At 55.0% G+C, this 20,497-nt stretch carries 25 protein-coding genes; all 25 read right to left on the bottom strand.

Going from position 1 to position 20,497, the window contains the following annotated elements; genetic code table 11:
* Positions 1 to 107 precede the first annotated feature (107 nt).
* Positions 108 to 515 (bottom strand): phage holin family protein, encoded by a 408-nt coding sequence (locus tag VV089_RS15855; protein ID WP_334337586.1) that lies wholly within the window; start codon positions 513 to 515, stop codon positions 108 to 110.
* 126 nt (positions 516 to 641) lie between these two features.
* Positions 642 to 2,048, bottom strand: coding sequence for a hypothetical protein (locus VV089_RS15850; RefSeq protein ID WP_334336565.1), 1,407 nt, complete (start codon positions 2,046 to 2,048; stop codon positions 642 to 644).
* A 16-nt stretch (positions 2,049 to 2,064) separates the two neighbouring features.
* Positions 2,065 to 3,948 carry a hypothetical protein gene (locus tag VV089_RS15845; protein WP_334336564.1) on the bottom strand — a complete coding sequence of 628 codons (1,884 nt, stop codon included), beginning with the start codon at positions 3,946 to 3,948 and terminating at the stop codon, positions 2,065 to 2,067.
* Between the two features lie 127 nt (positions 3,949 to 4,075).
* Complete coding sequence (locus tag VV089_RS15840; RefSeq protein WP_334336563.1) at positions 4,076 to 4,639, bottom strand: YdeI/OmpD-associated family protein; 564 nt, start codon at positions 4,637 to 4,639, stop codon at positions 4,076 to 4,078.
* 75 nt (positions 4,640 to 4,714) lie between these two features.
* Positions 4,715 to 4,912: a hypothetical protein gene (locus tag VV089_RS15835; RefSeq protein WP_334336562.1), complete on the bottom strand. Its 198-nt coding sequence runs from the start codon at positions 4,910 to 4,912 to the stop codon at positions 4,715 to 4,717.
* Between the two features lie 83 nt (positions 4,913 to 4,995).
* On the bottom strand, positions 4,996 to 5,160 hold the full coding sequence (locus tag VV089_RS15830) for a hypothetical protein (protein WP_334336561.1): 165 nt from the start codon (positions 5,158 to 5,160) through the stop codon (positions 4,996 to 4,998).
* Between the two features lie 110 nt (positions 5,161 to 5,270).
* Entirely contained in the window at positions 5,271 to 5,570 is a 300-nt protein-coding gene (locus VV089_RS15825; RefSeq protein ID WP_334336560.1) for a YciI family protein, read from the bottom strand.
* A gap of 80 nt (positions 5,571 to 5,650) precedes the next feature.
* The gene (locus VV089_RS15820) at positions 5,651 to 6,013 is read right to left on the bottom strand and encodes a hypothetical protein (protein ID WP_334336559.1); all 363 of its coding nucleotides are present in this window, start codon (positions 6,011 to 6,013) and stop codon (positions 5,651 to 5,653) included.
* A gap of 2 nt (positions 6,014 to 6,015) precedes the next feature.
* A complete protein-coding gene (locus VV089_RS15815) occupies positions 6,016 to 8,946 on the bottom strand; it encodes a phage tail tape measure protein (RefSeq protein ID WP_334336558.1) in 2,931 nt (976 codons plus the stop codon).
* A gap of 193 nt (positions 8,947 to 9,139) precedes the next feature.
* Positions 9,140 to 9,487 carry a hypothetical protein gene (locus VV089_RS15810; RefSeq protein ID WP_334336557.1) on the bottom strand — a complete coding sequence of 116 codons (348 nt, stop codon included), beginning with the start codon at positions 9,485 to 9,487 and terminating at the stop codon, positions 9,140 to 9,142.
* A 95-nt stretch (positions 9,488 to 9,582) separates the two neighbouring features.
* Entirely contained in the window at positions 9,583 to 9,747 is a 165-nt protein-coding gene (locus tag VV089_RS15805; protein ID WP_334336556.1) for a hypothetical protein, read from the bottom strand.
* Positions 9,744 to 10,121, bottom strand: coding sequence for a hypothetical protein (locus tag VV089_RS15800; protein ID WP_125126865.1), 378 nt, complete (start codon positions 10,119 to 10,121; stop codon positions 9,744 to 9,746). Before VV089_RS15800 ends, VV089_RS15805 begins: the two co-directional genes overlap by 4 nt.
* Positions 10,122 to 10,136: 15 nt before the next feature.
* Positions 10,137 to 10,739, bottom strand: a complete 603-nt coding sequence (locus VV089_RS15795; RefSeq protein ID WP_125126864.1) for a major tail protein — start codon at positions 10,737 to 10,739, stop codon at positions 10,137 to 10,139.
* Between the two features lie 3 nt (positions 10,740 to 10,742).
* On the bottom strand, positions 10,743 to 11,060 hold the full coding sequence (locus VV089_RS15790) for a hypothetical protein (protein ID WP_125126863.1): 318 nt from the start codon (positions 11,058 to 11,060) through the stop codon (positions 10,743 to 10,745).
* Complete coding sequence (locus VV089_RS15785; RefSeq protein ID WP_334336555.1) at positions 11,057 to 11,443, bottom strand: HK97 gp10 family phage protein; 387 nt, start codon at positions 11,441 to 11,443, stop codon at positions 11,057 to 11,059. The genes VV089_RS15790 and VV089_RS15785 overlap by 4 nt, the downstream gene beginning before the upstream one ends.
* A 4-nt stretch (positions 11,444 to 11,447) precedes the next feature.
* The gene (locus tag VV089_RS15780; protein ID WP_334336554.1) at positions 11,448 to 11,831 is read right to left on the bottom strand and encodes a phage head closure protein; all 384 of its coding nucleotides are present in this window, start codon (positions 11,829 to 11,831) and stop codon (positions 11,448 to 11,450) included.
* Complete coding sequence (locus VV089_RS15775; protein ID WP_334336553.1) at positions 11,831 to 12,109, bottom strand: head-tail connector protein; 279 nt, start codon at positions 12,107 to 12,109, stop codon at positions 11,831 to 11,833. Before VV089_RS15775 ends, VV089_RS15780 begins: the two co-directional genes overlap by 1 nt.
* A gap of 111 nt (positions 12,110 to 12,220) precedes the next feature.
* A complete protein-coding gene (locus VV089_RS15770; RefSeq protein WP_334336552.1) occupies positions 12,221 to 13,432 on the bottom strand; it encodes a phage major capsid protein in 1,212 nt (403 codons plus the stop codon).
* A 73-nt stretch (positions 13,433 to 13,505) separates the two neighbouring features.
* Positions 13,506 to 13,646: a hypothetical protein gene (locus VV089_RS15765; RefSeq protein WP_334336551.1), complete on the bottom strand. Its 141-nt coding sequence runs from the start codon at positions 13,644 to 13,646 to the stop codon at positions 13,506 to 13,508.
* Entirely contained in the window at positions 13,643 to 14,350 is a 708-nt protein-coding gene (locus VV089_RS15760) for a head maturation protease, ClpP-related (RefSeq protein ID WP_334336550.1), read from the bottom strand. Before VV089_RS15760 ends, VV089_RS15765 begins: the two co-directional genes overlap by 4 nt.
* 233 nt (positions 14,351 to 14,583) lie before the next feature.
* Positions 14,584 to 15,828 carry a phage portal protein gene (locus tag VV089_RS15755; RefSeq protein WP_334336549.1) on the bottom strand — a complete coding sequence of 415 codons (1,245 nt, stop codon included), beginning with the start codon at positions 15,826 to 15,828 and terminating at the stop codon, positions 14,584 to 14,586.
* A 75-nt stretch (positions 15,829 to 15,903) separates the two neighbouring features.
* On the bottom strand, positions 15,904 to 16,722 hold the full coding sequence (locus VV089_RS15750) for a MerR family transcriptional regulator (protein ID WP_334336548.1): 819 nt from the start codon (positions 16,720 to 16,722) through the stop codon (positions 15,904 to 15,906).
* A gap of 115 nt (positions 16,723 to 16,837) precedes the next feature.
* A complete protein-coding gene (locus VV089_RS15745; RefSeq protein WP_334336547.1) occupies positions 16,838 to 18,385 on the bottom strand; it encodes a terminase large subunit in 1,548 nt (515 codons plus the stop codon).
* Complete coding sequence (locus tag VV089_RS15740; protein WP_016220764.1) at positions 18,385 to 18,864, bottom strand: phage terminase small subunit P27 family; 480 nt, start codon at positions 18,862 to 18,864, stop codon at positions 18,385 to 18,387. Before VV089_RS15740 ends, VV089_RS15745 begins: the two co-directional genes overlap by 1 nt.
* Before the next feature lie 36 nt (positions 18,865 to 18,900).
* On the bottom strand, positions 18,901 to 20,496 hold the full coding sequence (locus VV089_RS15735) for a DNA cytosine methyltransferase (protein ID WP_442891553.1): 1,596 nt from the start codon (positions 20,494 to 20,496) through the stop codon (positions 18,901 to 18,903).
* Position 20,497: the final 1 nt, after the last annotated feature.

Below are 20,497 nucleotides of genomic sequence, written 5' to 3'. Positions count from 1 at the left end.
TGAAAAAAGGCACCAGCTTCCCGCTGATGCCCACTCATAAAAAACCTAAATCATATACCCTGCCGCATTTTACCGCGCTTAACCGCACTTATCCTCCATACCGTCTCCTACTCCTTCCCCTTTTCCTCCCGTAACTGCGCCAGAACCCCTTTCAGCTTTTCCGGCACCGGAAGCCCGATCCTGGCCGCATTCTCCAGAATCGAAATCCCCTCATTGGACAGATAAAAAAATATCACCGCCGTCCGCACCGCGCTCCCGTTCTGAATGACATGCGTATCCAGGATATGCCCCAGGGCCACCAGGCAGAAGACCACAACCTTCTTAAAAATCCCCCGAAAGCCCACGCCGCTGGACAGCTTCTTCTCCACCGCCGCAGCCATCAGCCCCGTCACATAATCCACCGCCACAAACACCATTAGGGCATACAGAAAACCGTCAAACCCTCCCATGGCCCAGCCCAGGTATCCGCCCATAGCCGCAAACCCGCACTCTATCACACCCACAAACTCCTTCATCCAAAATCCCTCTCTTTCTCTTTTTTCTATGGAAAAAGCGGCCCGCTCCCAAAAGCCGCCGCCCTGTTCCCAATCCCAATATCCACACACCATCCCCGGCTCCATATCCCATCCGCCTGACGCTATTCACGCCCCGGTATCCTCAACCTCCGTCAGCGTATAAGTAATCTTCATAGTCTTATTGGCGTCCTTCACCACCGCCGAAGAAAGATTGTTAATAGTAGCCAGATACGGCGTCAGCAGATACATATGCCGGTATTCATTCCCGTAACTGCCTCCCCACCCCACCAGAAACTGCTTATACTGGAACAGAGGCGTGGCCGCGCTCCCCAGCCTCGCGCTCCCCTGGGTATGGACCACCGTGTCCTCTGCCGTCACCTGAAAATCCCCGCCCACAATCAAATCCCCAACCAGCGTCAGGAACAGCTCACAGGTTCCCGACTCGCACAAAGGCTTCATCTTGGACGTAAACCCAAAAGCAATCAGCGACACGTCCGCCGTATTCGCCACATTGATCTTATAAATCCCCTTCTTGTCATAGGCCGGCACATACAGATACCCGCCCCGCATACAGCACCGGCACTTCCGCTCCGGATAGCTCCCGGTCATGTCCCGCTCCCCCACAGCCATCAACTTCGCATTGGAAAGCGTCCACTCCCCCTCCATCATGGAATAGTCCGTTTTGGAAACCCTCACCCACAGCACCCTGGCATTCCCCGAAGAATTGCCCTCATTGGAAAACCCGTACCAGTACCCGTCCTGCCCGTCCAGGAACTCCCCGTACTTCGTATAGCTCCCCAAAAACAGAAACGTCTGTACAGGCACCGCATGGTCCTCCAGCACCGTATAAGTGGAATCGTCCAGCCTCTCATTCAGCCCGATACTGAAAACCGGAACCCTCACCTTCCGCACCCGCACACTGGAATCCTCAAACGTAATGGAATACAGCAGGTTCCTCTCAAAATCCATCTCCGCCGCCTCAAACAAAACAATCTGCTTCGCCTTCCCCAAGTCCCCGATATCCAGCTTCTTAATCTGCAGAAAAGCGCTGGCATCCCCCGTCAGGCTCCCGTACCCGTTCTGCCCGCCCTGGGCACTGGTCAGCGCCACCGCCGCAATGGTCCCGTTCCCTTGGCTCGGCGTAAACTCCCATACAAACTTATACCCGTTCTCCAAAACCTTGCTCTCCGTCTGGTTCAGGCTCCCCCTGGCCGCATTCGCCGTGGTATTCACGTTGTTGGAAGCATAAGCCACCGGCAGGTTGTCCGACATCTCATAGATATGCCCCGCGTCCTCTTCCAGTGTCTTCGGGAACAGCAGAATCCCCCCTATCATGTTGGGGCAGACCGGCAGCATGGTATCATTCCACGACATCACATCCGCCAGCCGTTCCTCGGAATAGAACACCCCCATGGGATTCATCCCCAGGATATTGTTCACCGCCTCCGTCACCATGTTTTCCTCCGTGACCGTCTCCACGTCCCCCGTGGCCCCATCCGTCAGTTCCAGAACCATTGTCCCTTTCAGCTTCATACATATCCACTCCTTCCTATGCCAAATCAATGGGCTTCCCAAACGCCCCAATCAGCGCCTTCCCGATACTGTCCGCATAACCCTTCCGCACCAGCTCCATAGTCTCAATCCCTATCTCCCCGGCAAACCCCTTCATACCCAGGCCGCCGCCAAAAGCAAAGCGGGCGACATATTCCTCCACCGTGACCGTGCCGTCCCATGCGGCCGCCGCGGCCATGCCCTGCCCGCTGATGGAAGCAATGCACCCGCCGGTCCCAATCTCCCCCGTACCGTTCTCCACCCGCAGATACACATTGAACGTATTGGTAATGTTCGGCACAAGGTTGTCAATGGGATAGTACAGAGACAAAATGTGCTTTCCGCTCCCCCAGGTCTCCGCCGGACAGTGCGCCAGAATCTCCGAATCATTAAACTCATAAGTAACATAAGCCACAGCCTTCCCGTCCTCCGTCCAAGTGACCGGAAGCTCCACCTCCACAATAACATCTTCCGTACTTCCCCCGGCTCCGGAACCGTCCCCTGCACTCCCCTCTTCTCCGGCAATGTCCCCGTTTCCGCCGGTTTCCGCTCCGGCATCCGTCCCCGCCGGAATCGGGACCACAATACTCCCGGACGCACTGGCCGTCCTCTCCGCCTGCACCGCCCTCACGTCCACAACCGCCTGCCCGAAAAACTGCACATGGGTCTCTTCCTTCGCCGCAAACTCGATACTGATAATCCGCACATTATCCTCCGCCACCGTATAAGCAGAGGCATTGGTGAATGTATGAATCCCCACCTTCCCGGCCTCAATCTGGTTCAAAAGCCCAGAAATATTCTTATCATTCTTAGACTTCGCCTGGGCCAGCCGCGGGTTCTTCCCCACACATTTCAGGCTCTGCCTCCCTCCGATCCTGCACTGAAAAGACGTGATACAGGTCACCTGCTCCCCGTCCGCCTGCCCTCCCGAAAAAGTCAGCACGTCCCCCAGGTCCAGAGCCGGGTTCCCTATGGTGCTGGAATCAAACGGCACATAATTCACCACGGACAAATCATTCAGGATATTCTCACACAACTGCCTCCTGGTCTCTTCCAGCCCAAACTGCAGGAGCGGGTTCACCCCCAGGTTCATGGTCAGCCCGTCGTCCCTATCCAGCGCATAATACTCCGCCGTCTGCGTCCGCAGGTTCGTAGAGCTCACCGCCGTATACCTGGTGATAAAATCCGAAAAACTGCTGGAAAACCTGTGCCTCCCCTGCACCTCCGTCACCGGCTCCGCCCCGTACTTCCGAAGCTCCAGCCTTCCCCTCCGGTTGATGCAGAAGAACCCGCCCAGCACCTGCCCCACAAAAAACAGCACGTCCCGGTACGTCCCAATATCATTCTCCGGATAAATGGAAAGCAGCTCCCTCCCGTTGGGCATACCCTCAATCTCCGCCCTCGTGTTCTCCATCTCCACGCCGCAGGCCTTACAGCACAGTTCCAGAAAAGCCCAGGCATTCCCCACAGACTCAAACCCGTTAAAGCTCTTCTCAAACCGCAGCATATAGTCATAGGCTTTCAGTTCCAGACAGTGCGCCGTGCGGTTCGCTTCGCTCACCTCAAAAATGCCCATCGGCACTTCCTCAAAACTGCCGTCCGCCACCCGCAGATGGTAGGACAGCTCCACCCTTGCCCCGTCCAGCGTATACCGGTCAATCTGCGAAAACAGCGTAACGCCCATCTCCGCCGCATACACCGTCCCCAGCTCGATCTCCGCGCTCCCGCAGCACTGGGCGGAAACATACCCGCTCCCCTTCACAATATCCTCATACCCGAAAGGATACACCGCCCCGCCCTTTGTGGTAATCTTCCCCGTCCAGTAATACCTCCGGGTATTCTCCTGCACCGCCCGCAGGAACGCCTCGCTCACCGGATACATGAAAACACCCCTTCCACACAAAAAGCACCAGCCATTCCTGACTGATGCCTTCCCTAAAAACAATCATAATCTCTCAAAAAATAAGAATTTTTCAAAACACTTCTTAATCAATAAATATATGCACCGATTACATAGGCTTTAGATTTTTATTAAGCCTATCCACCATCCACGCAATCCGCTTTTCCCGCCCTGCATCCGTCTTTGCGTCAAAGAACGCCCGTGTATAAGTCTTCTTCACAGATAAAGACATCGCCTGAAAATTTGTGTAGGCTGGCTCATAACTTTCCAATATCGCAGAAAGCTGTGCAATCTGCTCTTCCGTAATAACCGCAAGCGGATTTACCGCATCCCATTGGCCGTTCTTTTTGGCATCCGCTATTTTCTTTCTGCCAAAATCAGTCATACGCCCCTGCTCTTCAAGCCTTTTGGCTAATTCCTTATTTTTGTCCGACCACTTGCTATTCTCCCTGCGCATCGAAAAATACTTTTTATAGGTTTTGTCGTCAATCTTTTCCATCTGGCCGTCAATCCATCCAAAGCAGAGCGCTTCTTCCAGCGCTTCTCCCGCTTTTATTGTTTTCGGTCCGCCAACCTTTCCAAACAAAACCCAAATACCGGCACTTGAAAGGCAGTTATCATAGAGCCACTTTCTAAATTCATCTCTGTTCCCAAATTCCATTATATCGCTCATTACACACCACCTCTTTCCTATGTCTTATCCGCCAAAGGCCCGCTATCTCCAACAAAAAATGAATTGAAAATACCTTTAAATCAATTCCAAAGCCCTTTTATAAAGCGGGTCCATCTCACAGCCGCAACTCCCGCATTCCTTATCTGCCTGCTTAACCGCCGATATTAATGCATCCCTATCAAATTTTCCGTCTAACCATTGCTGTGCCGGAACAGATATTAAATCCCACCCCGATGCAGCGAACTTCTCCATAATAGATTTTAATTCTTCCATAATGTGCTCCTTTCATAATAACGATTTTCGGCTCCTTTCCACCATTATACAGGACATTCCGCAAAAAAGCATCTGTTATTTTCCTAAAACCCCTTTAATGTAAACGACACCTTCCAACGCCCCTTAAAAGACGTATCCCTCACCAGCACCGCCTTATATCCCTCAACAAACATCTCCGCCTCTTTCATCTCCAGCGTCTCCGTATCAAGATACTCCACCCCGATCTTCTCCCTCTGTTTAAATTCCATCAGCACTTTCAGCCGCTTGAAAAAGCACCAGCCATTCCTGACTGATGCCCATTGATACTGCTATTCCCGAAACACATCGTAAAATCTGCCGGCAACTATTTTTCCCGCCGTCACAACAGATAATTATTTTCCCTGTTCGCAACCTGCAGGCCAACCAGCTTATATTTTGCATAACCTCCAACCACCAAAGGCTCCCTTTTACACAGTTCCTCCGCCTCTTCACGGCTTTCTGTTTTCAGGATATACATGCCTGCCATCCCCGGATAGCCTTTGAATACGCCGCATATCTCCAGCTTTCCCTCATCATCCAGCCGCCTGATATTCTCAACATGTTCCTCAACCACTTTCTTTGTTATCTTATTATAGGTCTTGGTCTTTTCAATCATCATCATATACATCAGCTTATCCATACCACATTCTCCTTCACTGCTTTCAGTTTCTTTCCCACCATTATACAGGACATCCAGCAAAAAAGCACCTGTTATTTCTCCTAAAACTCTTTCAACGTAAACGACACCTTCCACAGCCCTTTATAGGACGTATCCTTCACCAGCACCGCCTTATACCCCTCAACAAACATCTCCGTCCGCTTCGTCTCCAAAGTCTCCGTATCAAAATACTCTACGGAAATCTTCTCCTTCTGCTTAAACCCCGTCAGCGCTTTCAGCCACTTCGGAGAAACCGAAAAGCTCACCGGGATAGACACCACCCCCAGCCTTACCACATCCCTCTGGGTAGTCCCGGCCTCCGTCTCCCCGCCGGAATCCGCTTCCACGTCATCCATCTGCACCTCATAAGAATCCGGCATAGGGAGCGCAACACCGTCAAACACCAGATACTGTACAAACGCCATCCCTATCTCCCTCCTGACCTCAGATTCTGCCTCGCCTGCGCGTCCACCACCACTTCGTCCAGCAGCGTGCCGCCCACATACACCGGAATACAGATCGTCCCCATTCCGTCTCCGCCCTGCATCCCCGCAAACATCTCCTGCAGGCCGGAGACCATCTGCCACACAGCCTCCATGGAAGCCCCCTGCGCCTGAACCGCCTGCATATCCGCCAGCTTCGGGCTGACCACCATATCCCCGGCCACACCCTCCACAGCCTTCCTCACCAGCCCCCGGCTCTTCTCGATCCCTCTCGCCAGACCGCCCATAAAATCCGGCATCCAGCTCTCATAATCCGTCAAAGGCCCCACGTCCGGCACAGAGAAATGCAGGTAAGACCGGATGGCATCCGCAACATCTGAAACCGCGCTCACCACGTTCCCGATGGCCCTGCGGACACCCTCCGCAATCCCGTTGATAAAATCCATCCCCCACTGCAAAGCCCTCCCCGGCAGGGACGTGATAAAACTGATGGCAGACTGGAACCCGTCCTGCACCACGCTCCCCAGAGAAGACAGGGCCGAACCAATCCCCGACACCATCGCCCGGAAAGCCTCCACCGCCGACTGCTTCAAATCCGACGCCGTGGACACCACCAGATTTTTGAGCCCGTTCCAGGCCGAAGCCGCAGCAGAGGACACCGCAGACCACAGGTTCCCCATGAAATCCCGCAGCCCCGACAGCAGGATAGAAACATGGTTCACCAGCCCCTGCACCAGAGCACCAACCATCTGCTGAATGCCGGACCAGATCGTGGAAGCCGCCTGCTGAATGTTCGTCCAGATATGCAGCGCGTCCTCTTTCAGCTTCGTAAAATTCCCCGTCACCAAGTCAATCAGCAACAGAACCGGCCCCAGAATCACATTCTTAATCAACTCCCAGGCACCCGAAGCCGCCGTCTGAATCCCCTGCCAGATGCCCAGCATAGCAGCAGAAAGATTCTCCCAAAGAGACCGTATCATATCCACAATCCCGGACAGCACCGGATTCTCCATCATGCCCGTCCAGACATTGTTAAAAAAGTCACCCACCGACTGCCACAGCCCCGACCACCACGCCGGAATCCCCTGAAAAAACGAAACCAAAGACTCCCACGCCGCCGGTATGGTCTCCGTGAAAAACGAACAGATAACCTCCCAGGCAGAGGCAAAAAAGTCCCTCACCTGCGCCCAGACCGCATTCACCGCGTCCCGGAACCACTCACACTTATTATAAAGCAGCACAACAATCCCAATCACCGCGGCAATGGCAACGGGAACCCACCCGATAGCCGCCACAACAGCCGACAGCGCTGGAATCACCGTCCCCGACACAAACCCGGCCACGCCGGAAACCGCCCCCGCAATCTTCGGAACCACTGTCAGGATCGTCCCCACGGCGCCTACCACTTTACCAACCACGATCAACACCGGCCCCAGAGCCGCAGCCACCAGAGCCACCGTGACAATGACCTTCTTCGTCCCCTCGTCCAGCCCGTTCAGCCAATCCACAAGCCCCTGAATCCACCCCACGATCTGCCGGATGGACGGCATCAGAATCTCCCCTATGGAAATCGCCAGTTCCTCCAACTGGCTCTTCAAAATCGTAAGCTGCCCCGCCAGATTGTCCTGCATGGTCTCGGCCATCCGCTCCGCCGTGCCGTCACAGTTGTTAATGGCGCTGTTCAGCTTCTCAATATCCCCCGGAGCCGCATTTATCACCGCAAGGAACCCGCTCATGGCGTTCTTCCCCACCAATGCCTCCGCATTGGCCGCCCGCTCGGATTCCGACATCTGCGCAAACGCCGCCCGGCAGTCCGTAAGAATATCCCCCAGGCTCCGCATACTCCCGTCCGCATTGGTAGTCTGCACCGTCAGCTCCCCAAAAGCATCCCCAACAAAGGTCACTTCCCCCGTCAGGCTGGTCAGCATGGTCCGCATAGCCGTACCCGCCTGGGAAGACTTGATCCCCGCATTCGCCATCAGCCCGATGGCCTCCGCCGTATCCTCCGCCGTGAACCCCAAAGCCCCGGCAACCGGCGCGCAATACTTGAACGTCTCCCCCATCATAGATACGTTCGTGTTCGCATTACTGCTGGCCGCCGCAAGGATATCCGCAAAATGCCCCGAATCCGCCGCCGACAGCCCCAGAGCTGTCAAAGCGTCCGTCACGATATCCGAAGTAGCAGCCAGATCCTCCCCGGAAGCCGCCGCAAGGTTCATGATCCCCTCAATGCCGTCCAGCATGTCCCCGGTCTTCCAGCCTGCCATAGCCATGTAGTTCATAGCCTCCGCCGCCTCGGAAGCAGAGAACTTGGTCTTGCTCCCCATCTCCCTGGCCTTGTCCCGCAGGGCCTCCAGCTCCTTCCCCGTGGCCCCGGACACCGCCGCCACCTGGCTCATGGCAGAATCAAAATCAGATGCCACCTTCACCGCAGCCGCGGAAAGCCCGCCCACAGCCGCCGTGACCGGCATCAGCTTCCGCCCGGCCCCCTCAATGGCAGAACCCACGCCCTGCAGCTTCTCCCCAGCAGCCCCAATCTTCTGCAAAGCCACCGAAGACTGCTCCGCCTGCCGCTCCAGATCCCGCAGGGCCTGCTCCGTCTCCGCAATCTCCCTCTGCAGGGCGTCATACTGGCTCCTGGAAATCTCCCCCTTCGCCAGCGCCTCATTGGCCTGCTGCCCCGCCAGCTTCAAAGCATCCAGCTTTTCCTTCGTCTCACTGACCGCCTGGGACAAAAGCCTCTGCTTCTGCGCCATCAGCTCCGCATTGCCCGGATCCAGCTTCAACAGCTTGTTCACGTCCTTTAGCTGTGCCTGCGTGTCCCGGATCTCCTTATTCACCTTTGAAAGCGCCGTGGAGAGCTTCGTAGTATCCCCGCCGATCTCCACCGTAATCCCCTGAATCCTGGATGCCACGAACCTCACCCGCCTTTCTCCAATAAAAAAAGAGCCACCCCAGCTCCCGTAAAAATGCAACAAAAAAAGCGCCTGTCATTTCCAACAAACGCTTATGTATATATTTCTATCCTCGAAAACCGCCCCTGTCCACTCTCCACAAACATAACACCTTTTTATGCTTTCTTAGGATTCAGACGTTCTTACTATGAAATCAGACGATATTTTCACCTAAAATTATTTTAGGCATTGTGATCAAACATCTATTCCATCGCTTATAGAATTTTTCTATACCCAGCTTAGATACTCTTGCATGTGCCTCTTCATTCTCCAGCACCCAATATAAAACATATGTCACCTTCCCTACATTTCTTGTAAGACGGACAGGCAATTCCCCTTCTTTAACCGCATTAAAATCTTTTTGCCGGTGCGTCCGTCTTATATAATGTACGTCTATAACACCATCCTGCTTCAAATAAAAATCAGCCACTTCCCGCATCAGCTCTTCAATTTCATCCAGCTTCGTTAATTTTGCCTCATATATACATATTTCATTAAACATAAAATTCCTCCATGAATCCCTTTTCCCTGCTGTCACCAGACAGCCTTTTCCCACTACCCATCATAGCAGAAAAAGGCCGCCGTATCAATCAGATTTCAAAACCGGTCCATATCCTCCTGCGTCCCCAGCTCACAGTACTGATACCCGTCATTCACCTGCTCCGTATACATATCGTTCACCAGCCCAATAGACAAAAGCTCCGTATCCGCCATAGACAACCCCAACTGCACGCACCTAAGCAGGAACAGCGGCGTAGTCATCTCCCGCTCTGTAGGGCGAAGTTTTTTTTAGCCTCCGCATCCGTCTGCACATTCAGCCCCCACAGCCTGATCAGCTCCGGCAGCACCTGGTAAATAGAAAACGTATTGAACCCGTCCAGCCATTCCTCCACATCGTCCGGGATCGCCGGGTCTGCATGCTTTGCCATGGTATAGGCAATATTCTCAAACATCTCCAGAGAAAATAAATCCAGATTGGAATGTTCCTCATCCCCCTCCCCAATGCTCTTCTCCAGAATCCGCAGGTCCTTATAAATGTCCCTCTGGAACTTCAACCGGTAAATCCTCGGGATTGCCGCCGATGCCTTAAACAGCACCTCTTTCCCGTCAATCCCCACCTTCTTCACAATGCTCATGCCCTTTCAGCCTCCTTACCCCTGACCTTCCGTATCATCTCCACTGCCGCCCGTCTCCGCCTTCGGGACCGGCAGATACACGCTCTTATACCACCCCTCATACGTCTCAGCAGAAGTCCTGTTCCCCGTCTTCGCCTTCACATACCCGCTTGCCAGCGGCCTCGCCTTCACCGTCAGCGTCTCCGTCTGCACCTCCCGGCTTTCCTCATTGGTCTTCCCCTCGATCTTCGGCCTGCTGGCAGAACAGTTATAAAGCACATGCCGGATCTTCCGGACATCCCCGTCAAACTCAAACAGCAGGGCAAAAGCCCCGGTCTCCGAATTGGCATTCTCCACCAGCACCTCATTCCCGTCCGCTTCCTCCTTCAGCACGTCCGTCCGGAAACTCTCCGGGATCAGCGCCAGCTCCAGGTCCCCGTCATAACCCATATTGTTGGCAATGATATAATACTCAATGCCGTCCGCATAAAAAGACTCCGGCTCCCCGTTGGGGTCCAGCGCCAGCGAAACCGCGCCCGGCATCGCCACCGGCGTATCAAACGCCATCTCCCCGTCTTCCGCCGCCCTCTGCAGCGCATAATGGCAGTTGCAGATATTGAACTTCACCTTGTTATTCATCGTCTATACCTCCGTCTCATACAGAACCTCATACAGCTTCTCCGACTCGATCCACACCTCGCTCTTCCCGTAGAAAATCCCGTGCCTCAACAGCACCGCCTCCACAGCCTCTTCCAGCTCCGGGTCCTTCAAGTCCGTATACAGCTCAATGTCCAGCTCATTCTTCTTAAAATATGCAATCCCGTCCGCCGAAAAATTATCGGCCCTGGGATACAGAAACACCGCAAACGGCGGCTCCGGCGCCTCCCCTTCCACGAAATGGTCATAGGCAAAAGGAAGCCCCATTTCCTCCATCATTTCCAACACACCCTCATGGCTCATTTGGACAGCCCCCTTTTTATCCCCTCTTCCAGCTCCCGGATGCCCTTTTCCTCCGCCGGGGCAATATGCGGAATGGCTCTCACCCTGCCGCCGCCCCGCTTCGCATGGCCCTTCTCCAGAAGATGGGTAAGCTGATACCGGTTCCTGCTGTGTACCACCACCTCCAGCGTATTGGAAGTCTCCCTCTGCCGCTTCACCGCCCAGCTCTTCTTATACTTCCCGGTCCTCACCGGAGCGCCCGCCTGCGTCTCCTTCTTCACCGTGTTCCCGGCCTTCTTCACGCAGTCCTTCATCACGTCCGCGGCAAGGTCCGCATACTCCAAAAGCCCCTCCATAACGGCATCCGCCATCCGGTCCACAGATACCCTCCGATTATCCGCCATCCCGTCACCTCTTCGCCAGAGAAGCCCGCAGCTTCAACGTCCTATTCTGATACCGCACGTTATCAATAAAAGAGATATTGTAAACCTGCCCCCGAAACAAAATCCGGTAATGCTCCGTGTCCATATCAGCCACTTCCGAACAATACCGGATAATGAAATACATATCCTTCTGTGCGTTAATCTGCGCCGCCTCCCAGTATTCCTTCCCGGAAAGATTGTTCACAAAAGCAGAGCAGGAAAAATAATCCTCCCAGGCCAGCACATGGTTCCCCGCCTTATCGTTCCCCGGAGAGCTTTTCTGGATCGTGATCCGCTCTTTCCACTCCCCCAAAGGATACCTCTGCCGGGAACTCCCGCCCGCCCCGCTGTCCCTCCATTCCTCCGCCATCAGAACACTTCCTTCCTGATACCGAACAGCAGGGAGCGTAAAGTCTGCACCAGTTCCTCATGGTCCGCCTGCTCCCTGTGCTCATACAGATAGGCAGTGACATATAAGACGGCAATCCGTGCCATAGGAAGATGTCCTTCCAGCTCTCCCGCTTCCATCCGCGCCATATCCGCGCACATGCTCTCCCCGGTCTCCAGCAGCCCGGAGATAAACCCGTCCTCGTCCGCGCTGTCCACCCGGAGATACTGCTTCGCCTCTTCCAGCGTCACAACCGCCATCCTGCATCCCTCCCGCCTTTCATACTTTATTTCATACCGAAGATTTCATACCCCCGGCACTGCCGGAACACCATACACCCCGGCATCACTCATTCATCATACCCCGGAACCTTACGCCCCGGCGCTGCTCCCCTTGATCGCCATGGTCTTCACAGCCTCCGACAGAATCAGCTTCCCGTCCACCCTCTGGCTTGCCAGGAACCCCACCTGCCCGTTTGCCGCAAACAGCTCATTCAGCCGCTTAAAAGACCTCCCCTGCCGGTCCGCGATCCAGTAATAAGAGAAATCCCCGAAGGCCATCACCTTCGCCCCCGCCGCAACCTCCGGCACATAGGCGGAAGTATGGTACGGACGGTTCAGGATCATGTCCGGCTGCCCCGCCTGCACGGACGGCTGCCAGATATAATTGCCGTTATTGTCTTTCAGCTTCCGCAGGGCCTTCACCGTGGTATCATTCAGCACCCAGACCGCCTTCTTCCGGTACGGCGACTTCACCGCATAGAACAAATCCATCACATCGTCAAACGTGATATTCGCCGCTGCCGTGGTCACCCCGTCAGAAGCCCCGCCCGCGGCATTAAAAATACCCGTAGGCTTGCCCTTCCCGTCCCCGGTAAAGAACGCCTCTTCCTCCTTCGCCCCGATCCTGCGCCCGAACTCCTTAGAGATATACGCCTCCAGGTCAAACACGCTGTCATTCAGAAGCTCATCCGACACTTTCAGCATCGTCGCCACCTTGTATGCCCCGATGGAAACCTGCCCGAAAGAATCATCCGACTCCGGATAAGCCCCTTCCTCGTCAATCCAGGAAGCCGTCCCCTTCGTGGCAACCACCGGGATCTTCCTGTCCCCGCTGGAAGTCCGGATCACCGTAGCGATACTCCGGAAAAAGTTCTCTTCCTCCAGAGCCTCCACCAGCGTATGCTCAAACTCGTCCGGCACCAGATACCCGCCCTCGGAATCCGTCCCCACCTGCAGGGCATTCTCCACGTCATAGAAATTCTTCCTCCGCATGGCGTTCCAGAACATCTTTTTATACCTATCCGTCGCCCTGCCCTTCTTCTCTTCGCCGTCCGGATTGTTGTTCGGCTTATTCGTGATCGGCTCGGAGACAGGCTTATTCAGCTCCGCATCAATCGCCGCCTGCCGTTCCAGCCGCTCAATCTCCTTCCCCAGATCCACAACCTCCTGCTCCATCTTCTCATAGGCGGCAGTATCCTCCGCAGACAGCAGGCCGTCCTCTCCACGCTTGCTGTCCAGAAAAGCCTTTGCCGCCTCCCATGCCTTTGCACGTTTTTCCCTCAACTCCAAAATCTTCTTCATCTCCATACCTCCGTCAATCTATTTTTTGAATTTACAAAAACCTCTTTTCCAGGCCCCGCACCGCCGCAGCACCTCAAAGCCGCTTCCCAGGCTCCACAAGCCGCAGCACCTCTAAACCGCTTCCCAGGTTCCACATAGCCGCAGTACCTCGCAGCCTTCCCCTGCTCCGCCGGTTCACAGGCCGCCGCAGCCCATGGCCACTCCGAAAACTCAATGCCGCAAAAGCCCCAGCCGCTTCTCCAACTGCTCCACCGGAACCCTCTCTTCTATCTCCTTTGGCACCAGCTTAGACAGCAGGGAATTAGTCACCGCCATGCGCGAAAACATCACGCCCTCCGGCTCCGCGCCTCTCACCGAATCTTCCGCACCTTCCCCTTCATGCAGAACCCCGTCCGCAAACCCAAGCTCCACCGCCTTCTTCGCATTGAACCAGCTCTCCGCATCCATCAGGTGGGAAATCCTCGCCCGGCTCATGCCCGTCTTGATTTCATAGGCGTTCATAATACTCTCCTTCACCTCGTCCAGCATCTCCCCGGCCCTCTGCATCTCCTTGGAATCCCCAATGGCAATCGTCATGGGATTGTGGATCATCATCATACCCACCGGGGACATCAGGACCTCCGTCCCAGCCATGGCAATCACAGACGCCGCCGAAGCCGCCAGGGCATCTACCTTCACCGTCACATCCCCTTTGTACTCCATCAGCATGTTATAAATCTGCGCCGCCGCAAACACGTCCCCGCCCGGAGAATTGATCCAGACCGTGATATCCCCCGTCCCCGCATCCAGCTCCTTCCGGAACAGCGCCGGCGTCACCTCGTCCCCGTACCAGGTCTCATCCGAAATCTCTCCATTCAATACCAGGGTCCTCTCCCCGTCCGTCTCATTCCGTATCCAGTTCCAAAACTTCCGCTTCATCCCTGCACCTCACTTTCCGCTTCTTCCAACACTTCCCGCCAATCCCCCTAAATCAGCGCACAAAAAAAGCCGCCAGATATCTCCGCCTGCCAGCTTCCAAAACTCCTTTATTCTGCTTTTATGCCTTTATACCTTTATGCCTTTATATCTTTATGCTTTCATGTTCCCACGCTTCACTGCCTCTGTCCGGGATAGCCCTGCCGGGGCATCCTCCCGTCCGGCGGCTCCAGCTCCTACAGGTTCTTCCCCGCAAACAGCCCCGCATCTTCCAGCCTGCACAGATTCCCGTTCACCAGGTACAGATCCCCGCCTTTCTCCACCGGGATCGGGTTCATGTCCTCCATCTCCCTGATATCATTCGCAGACAGCCACCCATTCTGCCGTCCCACAGAATATCCGGTCATACGGCTCTGGTAATCCCCCCGCAGAAGCCCGTCCACGTTCAGCTTCACAAAATACTCCCGCTTCTCCTGGGGCAGCAATAAGGCTTTCTGTAAAGACTGCTCCCACCGGATCACCCATGGGTCCAGCGTATACTTCACAAATTCCAAAGACTGCTGCTCAATGTTGGAAAAACTGCTCTTATCCAGATCCCCCACCATATGCGGCGGAATCCGGTACAGCCTGGCGATCTCGTCCACCTGGAACTTCCTGGTCTCCAGAAACTGCGCTTCCTCCGGCGGAATCCCGATCTGCTGGTACTTCATGCCCTCTTCCAGAACGGCAACCTTCCCCGCATTCTTAGAGCCCCCGTAGACAGCGTGCCAGCTCTCCCGCACCTTCGCCGGATCCTTCAACACCCCCGGATGCTCTAGCACGCCGCCCGGCGTGGCCCCGTTCTCAAAGAACCCCGCCCCGTATTCCTCACAGGCCAGCGTCATCCCCACCGCATTCTTCGCCATGGCAATGGGAGAATACCCCACCAGCCCGTCAAACCCAAGCCCGGGGATATGCAGCACATCTTCCTGCGGAAGATACACCCTGCCGTACTCCCCAAAGTTCGGGTTCTCGTCACTGTACCGGTTATAGACATAATAAAGCTCCCCCTTACCGTCCCGGTCAACCTCCACCTTGTCCGGCAGCAGCGGGTACAGCCCCAGCACCCGGCCCCCGCCGTCCCGTATGATCTGCGCATAGGCATTCCCCCAGATCAAAAGATGGCTCATAAGCGTCTCCCGGAACACAAAAGATGTCATCTCCGGGTTCGGCTCATCATGCAGGAGATAATACAAAGGATGGTCATACACCCGCTCCTTCCCCCTCCCCGCATACCGGTACAAATGCACCGGCAGGGAAGCAACCGCCTCCGACAGAATCCGCACACAGGAATAGACCGCCGTGGTCTGCATGGCCGTCCGCTCATTCACAACCTTCCCGCTGCTGCTCCGCCCAAACAAAAAAGAATAGGCCGTACTCCCATAACTGTCCCTCGGCTTATCCCTCGCCCCCCTGATACCCAAAATAGACGCCAGCTTCATACACACCTCCTAAAAATCAGCAAAAAAGAAGCGCCTCCGAAGAGACGCCCCCTATATGTCCAAATCAACAGACTGCTATTTCTTTTTTACCGGAAAACAGACTTCCGTGACCAGTTCCTCCGGGTCAGATGTGTCACTGGGGCTTACATGGTAGATACAGAATGACTTCCCGTTAAAATCATACCCATTCTCAACCACCCAGTTTGCAACAGCCGCATTCACCCTCGAAATCTGGTCATAACTGCCCTTATATGTGGCAGACGCAATCTGAATAGGCGGCACGGTCTTAAATTTCACATGCTCCGTATCCTGATATGTTCCCACAACCATACTCTGAATCTCCACATCCGGGTCATGCTCCTTATGCCCTTCATCGTGGAAAATCGCCATCCCATAACACGGCGCTGCCTGCTGCACATTCTGTCCTTCCAGTTCCCGGCACATGATCTCCCATAACAGCCCTTCCTGGTCATAAGCAGGGATCACCTGCCGCACACTTGCAACGTACCGCTCCGGTAATGTTTTTAATGTCACATTATAATCCATAAGGTTACCATCCTTTCTCATCCATTTCAATGTACTGTCAAGAAACTGCAGCTTCTGCCGTATCTCTCTGGCTTCCCCTTCCAGTTCCTTCCGTTTCAAAATCAGGAACCGCTCCATTTCCTGTACGTCCTCATATTTGCCCAGTATTTCTTTTATCATGGAAAGCCCGAAGCCCAGGCTTTTTAATGCCTGTATCTTTCCGGCCAGAGGAAGCTGGGACTCGCTGTAATAGCGGTATCCTGTAAAATCGTCCACGCATTCCGGGTGAAGGATTCCTATTTCATCATAATGCCGGAGCATACGGATACTGATCCTTGACAGTTTTGAAAAATCTCCTATCCTTAACATTCTTTCCACCTCACATATATGTGTCTTCCTGAGCTCAATCATACTTTAGAGTATACCATAGTGTGAGAGTCAACCCCATAATCAAAAGATTTATTAATTTTTCAGTCCTATCAGGCTAAAAGCTCAAAATCCCCCTCTCGTCATACACGCTCCCCGTACTTCCTCCATGCCTAATCGCCCGGTCAAGCGCCATAATCGCCGCCACCGCGCCGTCAATCTTCTCCGTGGACTTCTCCTTGTCCGGCTTGATATTCCCCGCCGGGTCCGTCCGCACAAAAATATTGTCCATCATCCACCGCAGCACCGGATGCCCGCCGTGGGCAACATTCCTCTCCAGCACCAGCTCCATCAGCCTCTTTGTAGGCGGCGACATATCCTTGAACCCCTGCCCGAACGGGACCACCGTAAACCCAAGCCCCTCCAGGTTCTGGACCATCTGCACCGCTCCCCACCGGTCAAAGGCAATCTCCTTTATGTGGAACCTCTTCCCCAAATCCTCTATAAAACTCTCAATAAACCCATAATGGATCACATCCCCCTCCGTAGTCTCCAGAAACCCCTGCTTCTCCCACACATCATACGGCACATGGTCACGCCGCACCCTCCGCGCCATGTTCTCCTCCGGTATCCAGAAAAACGGCAGGAACACATACCTCTCCGTATCGTCCCTGGGCGGGAACACCAGCACAAAAGCCGTGATATCAATAGAGCTTGACAAATCCAGCCCTCCGTAACACTCCCGCCCCAGAAGCTCCCCCTCGTCCACCGGGAAAGCACAGGCATCCCACTTCTCCATCTGCATCCAGCGTGTGGACTGCTTCACCCACTGGTTCAGCCGGAGCTGCCGGAAAATATTTTCCTCCGCCGGATTGTCCCTGGCGCTCAAACAAGCATTCCGCACCTTCCCGATATCAATCGTATGCCCCAAAGACGGGTTCGCCCGGTACCACACTTCCTCCGAAGTCCAGTCCGCATCATCCTCCGCCCCGTAAATCACCGGATAAAACGTGGGGTCCGCCTTCCGCCCGCACAGAATATCCTCCGCCTTCTGATGCTGTTCAAAACAAACCGAATGCCGGTCCGTCCCCGCCGTAGTGATCAGGAAGAACAAAGGCTGTGTCCTGGCATCCCCGGAGCCCTTCGTCATCACGTCAAACAATTCCCGGTTCGGCTGGCTGTGCAGCTCGTCAAAAATCACCGCATGGACATTCAGCCCGTGCTTCGTATACGCCTCCGCAGAAAGCACCTGGTAAAAACTGTTCGTCGGCTTATACACCAACCGCTTCACCGACATCACCGGCTTGATCCGCTTCTTCAACGCCGGGCACTGCTCCACCATGTCCACCGCCACATCAAACACAATGGAAGCCTGCTGCCGGTCCGAAGCGCACCCATAAACCTCCGCGCCCCACTCATTGTCCCCGCAGGTCATGTAAAGCGCCACCCCCGCCGCCAGCTCCGACTTCCCGTTCTTCTTCGGAATCTCCACATAGGCCGTATTATACTGCCGAAACCCGTCCTCCTTCACCGTCCCGAACACGTCCCTGATAATCGTCTCCTGCCACGGCAGCAGGTCAAACGCCTGCCCCCGCCATCTCCCCTTCGTATGTTTCAAGCAGCGGATAAACTCCACAGCCCTCTGCGCCTTCGCCTCGTCAAACACTATCCTCCGCCTCCCTTGAACAACAGGATCTCCATGGCGTCGCTCTCCTTATCCTCCCCGGCATCCGCCACGATCCGGCTCCGGGAAGAAGGCGTAAGCCCGAACTGCTCACAGAACCGGTTCATGATCTTCAGGTAAGTCTGCGCAATGGACACCTGCGGGACCTGCTGGCAGTACCCCGAAGGCGTCTCCATGATCGCCCCATGCTCGGAAATATATTCCTCCGCTTCCTTCCACCTGGCATACGCCTGGCAGTACCCCGCAAAAGCCGCCATGTCAATCTCCGTCAGGATACCAAGCCGCTCCATCTGCTTCGCCATCCGCTTCCATTCCTTCTTCGCCTCCGCTTCCAGCCACGCCGGACACCTGGGAGCCTTCTTCTCCGGCTTCGGCTCCCCCGCATTCAGCCCCCGCTTCCCAGGATTCCCCTCCAGCACCTTCACCGCCGTAGGCTTCGGCTTCCGCCCTCTCTGCGCCACCGCGCTCACCTCCCTCCGTACCGGCTCACACACCTTCTAATTCAGAAAATCAAAATCCTCATCAGGCCCCGTCCCGGAACCTCCAAGAGCCTTTCCTGCAAAAATTCCCTTCTCCATGTCTTTAAAATCTTCATATGCTGATTCACACGAACAATCTTCAAAGCCTTCCTGCTCTATTCCCTCCGCAGAATCTCCAAAGTCTTCCCATGCCGTCCCCGGCACAAAGCCATCAGCGCCATTCCATTCAGCCTCCCGCACGGAATCCCCGAACTCTTCCCACACAGTCTCCATCTGCGCCAGAAGTTCCCGGCTCTCCGGCAGTGCCATGGCGACCGCATAAGCCACCGTCGCCGTGACCGCATTCCCGGCCTGCTTGTAAAGCTGTGTCTCCGAATTGACAGCCGCCGCCCGCTCATACAGCTCATCCGGGAACCCCTGCAAACGGAAACACTCACGGGGAGTCAGCCTCCGGATCTTCCCGCACTTCGTCACCGTCCCCATCATGCATCCCGTATCCAGCGTCTGCGAACAGCCCTTTCCAACCCGGCCCCGCCTGGAACCGCTTTTCGGATATGACAGCACAATCCCGTCTCCGGGATGCGCCATGTCATATCCCTGTTTCGTGGCATTCCGGACAGGCAGCGCCAGCTCCGCATCCCCGGACACCTCTTCCGGCAGGTACACCCCATGCTGATCCTGCGCCGTCAGCGTGAACATCGGTTCCCCGGTTTCTTTCATCCGCCTCCCGTTCTGCCGCTTCTCCATCCTGTCCGGCGTCAGCACCGCCCTGGCTTCCTGCACCGCAGAATCAGTCTCCAATACCCCAGAATTTCCATAATTCGTCAGCCCGCCATTATACTGTGCAATCAGGCACCTAGCAACCTCTGTGACCTTTGGATGGTTCAGCGTCTGATCCACAAATATCCGTCCGCCTGGCTCTGCATCTCCCACGCAGTACAGCCCGGTCTTTGCACCCATGCCCCCGCCGTTCGCCCCGATACTCACCGAAACCCCGGACGGGTCATACACCCGGTATCCCTGCATCCCGCCTATAACCTCTTTAAGAGCTCCGCCGTCTTCTCCGGTGACAGGTAATATTTCCCGTCCACCTCTGCTTCTAAGAACTGCGATAAGGAATACCCTCTCCCGGTTCTGCGGGACTCCGAAGTCTTTAGAATTAAGCACCTGCCACCGCACGTCATACCCTGCCTCGTCCATCTCAGAGAGAACGGCGGCAAAATCGAATCCTGCATTGACTGATAACAGGTTCTTAACGTTCTCAACAAGTAGGTATGTGGGCTTATCACCTTCCTCTTTGCCTTTGATGAGGTCAATAATGCTGTAATAGATCCCACTTCGCTTCCCTCTAAGCCCCCTCTGCTTTCCTGCAATGGAAATATCCTGACAAGGGAATCCGTAGCACCAGATATCGGCGTATGGGATATCCCCCGGTCTAAGTTCTGTAACGTCATATGCCTTCCACTCCCCTTCCGTATCATACATGGCCTCATAGGAAGCCCTTGCAAACTTATCATACTCACAATACCCGATACACTTATGCCCGGCCCATTCCAGCCCCAGCCGGAACCCGCCAATCCCCGAACAGATATCCAGAAATGTAAGCCGCCCCATA

Origin of the sequence: Candidatus Merdisoma sp. JLR.KK011, assembly GCF_036941125.1 — a bacterium.
Taxonomy (GTDB): domain Bacteria; phylum Bacillota; class Clostridia; order Lachnospirales; family Lachnospiraceae; genus Laedolimicola.
The sequence above is the reverse complement of the archived record's forward strand: the minus strand, read 5'-3'. Positions and strand labels throughout refer to the sequence as shown.

Bases quoted from the DNA above. Each gene is read 5' to 3' on its own strand.
- VV089_RS15855 (WP_334337586.1), bottom strand. From the start codon at position 515: ATGAAGGAGTTTGTGGGTGTGATAGAGTGCGGGTTTGCGGCTATGGGC.
- VV089_RS15850 (WP_334336565.1), bottom strand. From the start codon at position 2,048: ATGAAGCTGAAAGGGACAATGGTTCTGGAACTGACGGATGGGGCCACG.
- VV089_RS15845 (WP_334336564.1), bottom strand. From the start codon at position 3,948: ATGTATCCGGTGAGCGAGGCGTTCCTGCGGGCGGTGCAGGAGAATACC.
- VV089_RS15840 (WP_334336563.1), bottom strand. From the start codon at position 4,639: ATGAGCGATATAATGGAATTTGGGAACAGAGATGAATTTAGAAAGTGG.
- VV089_RS15835 (WP_334336562.1), bottom strand. From the start codon at position 4,912: ATGGAAGAATTAAAATCTATTATGGAGAAGTTCGCTGCATCGGGGTGG.
- VV089_RS15830 (WP_334336561.1), bottom strand. From the start codon at position 5,160: ATGGAATTTAAACAGAGGGAGAAGATCGGGGTGGAGTATCTTGATACG.
- VV089_RS15825 (WP_334336560.1), bottom strand. From the start codon at position 5,570: ATGGATAAGCTGATGTATATGATGATGATTGAAAAGACCAAGACCTAT.
- VV089_RS15820 (WP_334336559.1), bottom strand. From the start codon at position 6,013: ATGGCGTTTGTACAGTATCTGGTGTTTGACGGTGTTGCGCTCCCTATG.
- VV089_RS15810 (WP_334336557.1), bottom strand. From the start codon at position 9,487: ATGTTTAATGAAATATGTATATATGAGGCAAAATTAACGAAGCTGGAT.
- VV089_RS15805 (WP_334336556.1), bottom strand. From the start codon at position 9,747: ATGACTACGCCGCTGTTCCTGCTTAGGTGCGTGCAGTTGGGGTTGTCT.
- VV089_RS15800 (WP_125126865.1), bottom strand. From the start codon at position 10,121: ATGAGCATTGTGAAGAAGGTGGGGATTGACGGGAAAGAGGTGCTGTTT.
- VV089_RS15795 (WP_125126864.1), bottom strand. From the start codon at position 10,739: ATGAATAACAAGGTGAAGTTCAATATCTGCAACTGCCATTATGCGCTG.
- VV089_RS15790 (WP_125126863.1), bottom strand. From the start codon at position 11,060: ATGAGCCATGAGGGTGTGTTGGAAATGATGGAGGAAATGGGGCTTCCT.
- VV089_RS15785 (WP_334336555.1), bottom strand. From the start codon at position 11,443: ATGGCGGATAATCGGAGGGTATCTGTGGACCGGATGGCGGATGCCGTT.
- VV089_RS15780 (WP_334336554.1), bottom strand. From the start codon at position 11,831: ATGGCGGAGGAATGGAGGGACAGCGGGGCGGGCGGGAGTTCCCGGCAG.
- VV089_RS15775 (WP_334336553.1), bottom strand. From the start codon at position 12,109: ATGGCGGTTGTGACGCTGGAAGAGGCGAAGCAGTATCTCCGGGTGGAC.
- VV089_RS15770 (WP_334336552.1), bottom strand. From the start codon at position 13,432: ATGAAGAAGATTTTGGAGTTGAGGGAAAAACGTGCAAAGGCATGGGAG.
- VV089_RS15760 (WP_334336550.1), bottom strand. From the start codon at position 14,350: ATGAAGCGGAAGTTTTGGAACTGGATACGGAATGAGACGGACGGGGAG.
- VV089_RS15755 (WP_334336549.1), bottom strand. From the start codon at position 15,828: ATGAAGCTGGCGTCTATTTTGGGTATCAGGGGGGCGAGGGATAAGCCG.
- VV089_RS15750 (WP_334336548.1), bottom strand. From the start codon at position 16,722: ATGTTAAGGATAGGAGATTTTTCAAAACTGTCAAGGATCAGTATCCGT.
- VV089_RS15735 (WP_442891553.1), bottom strand. From the start codon at position 20,496: ATGGGGCGGCTTACATTTCTGGATATCTGTTCGGGGATTGGCGGGTTC.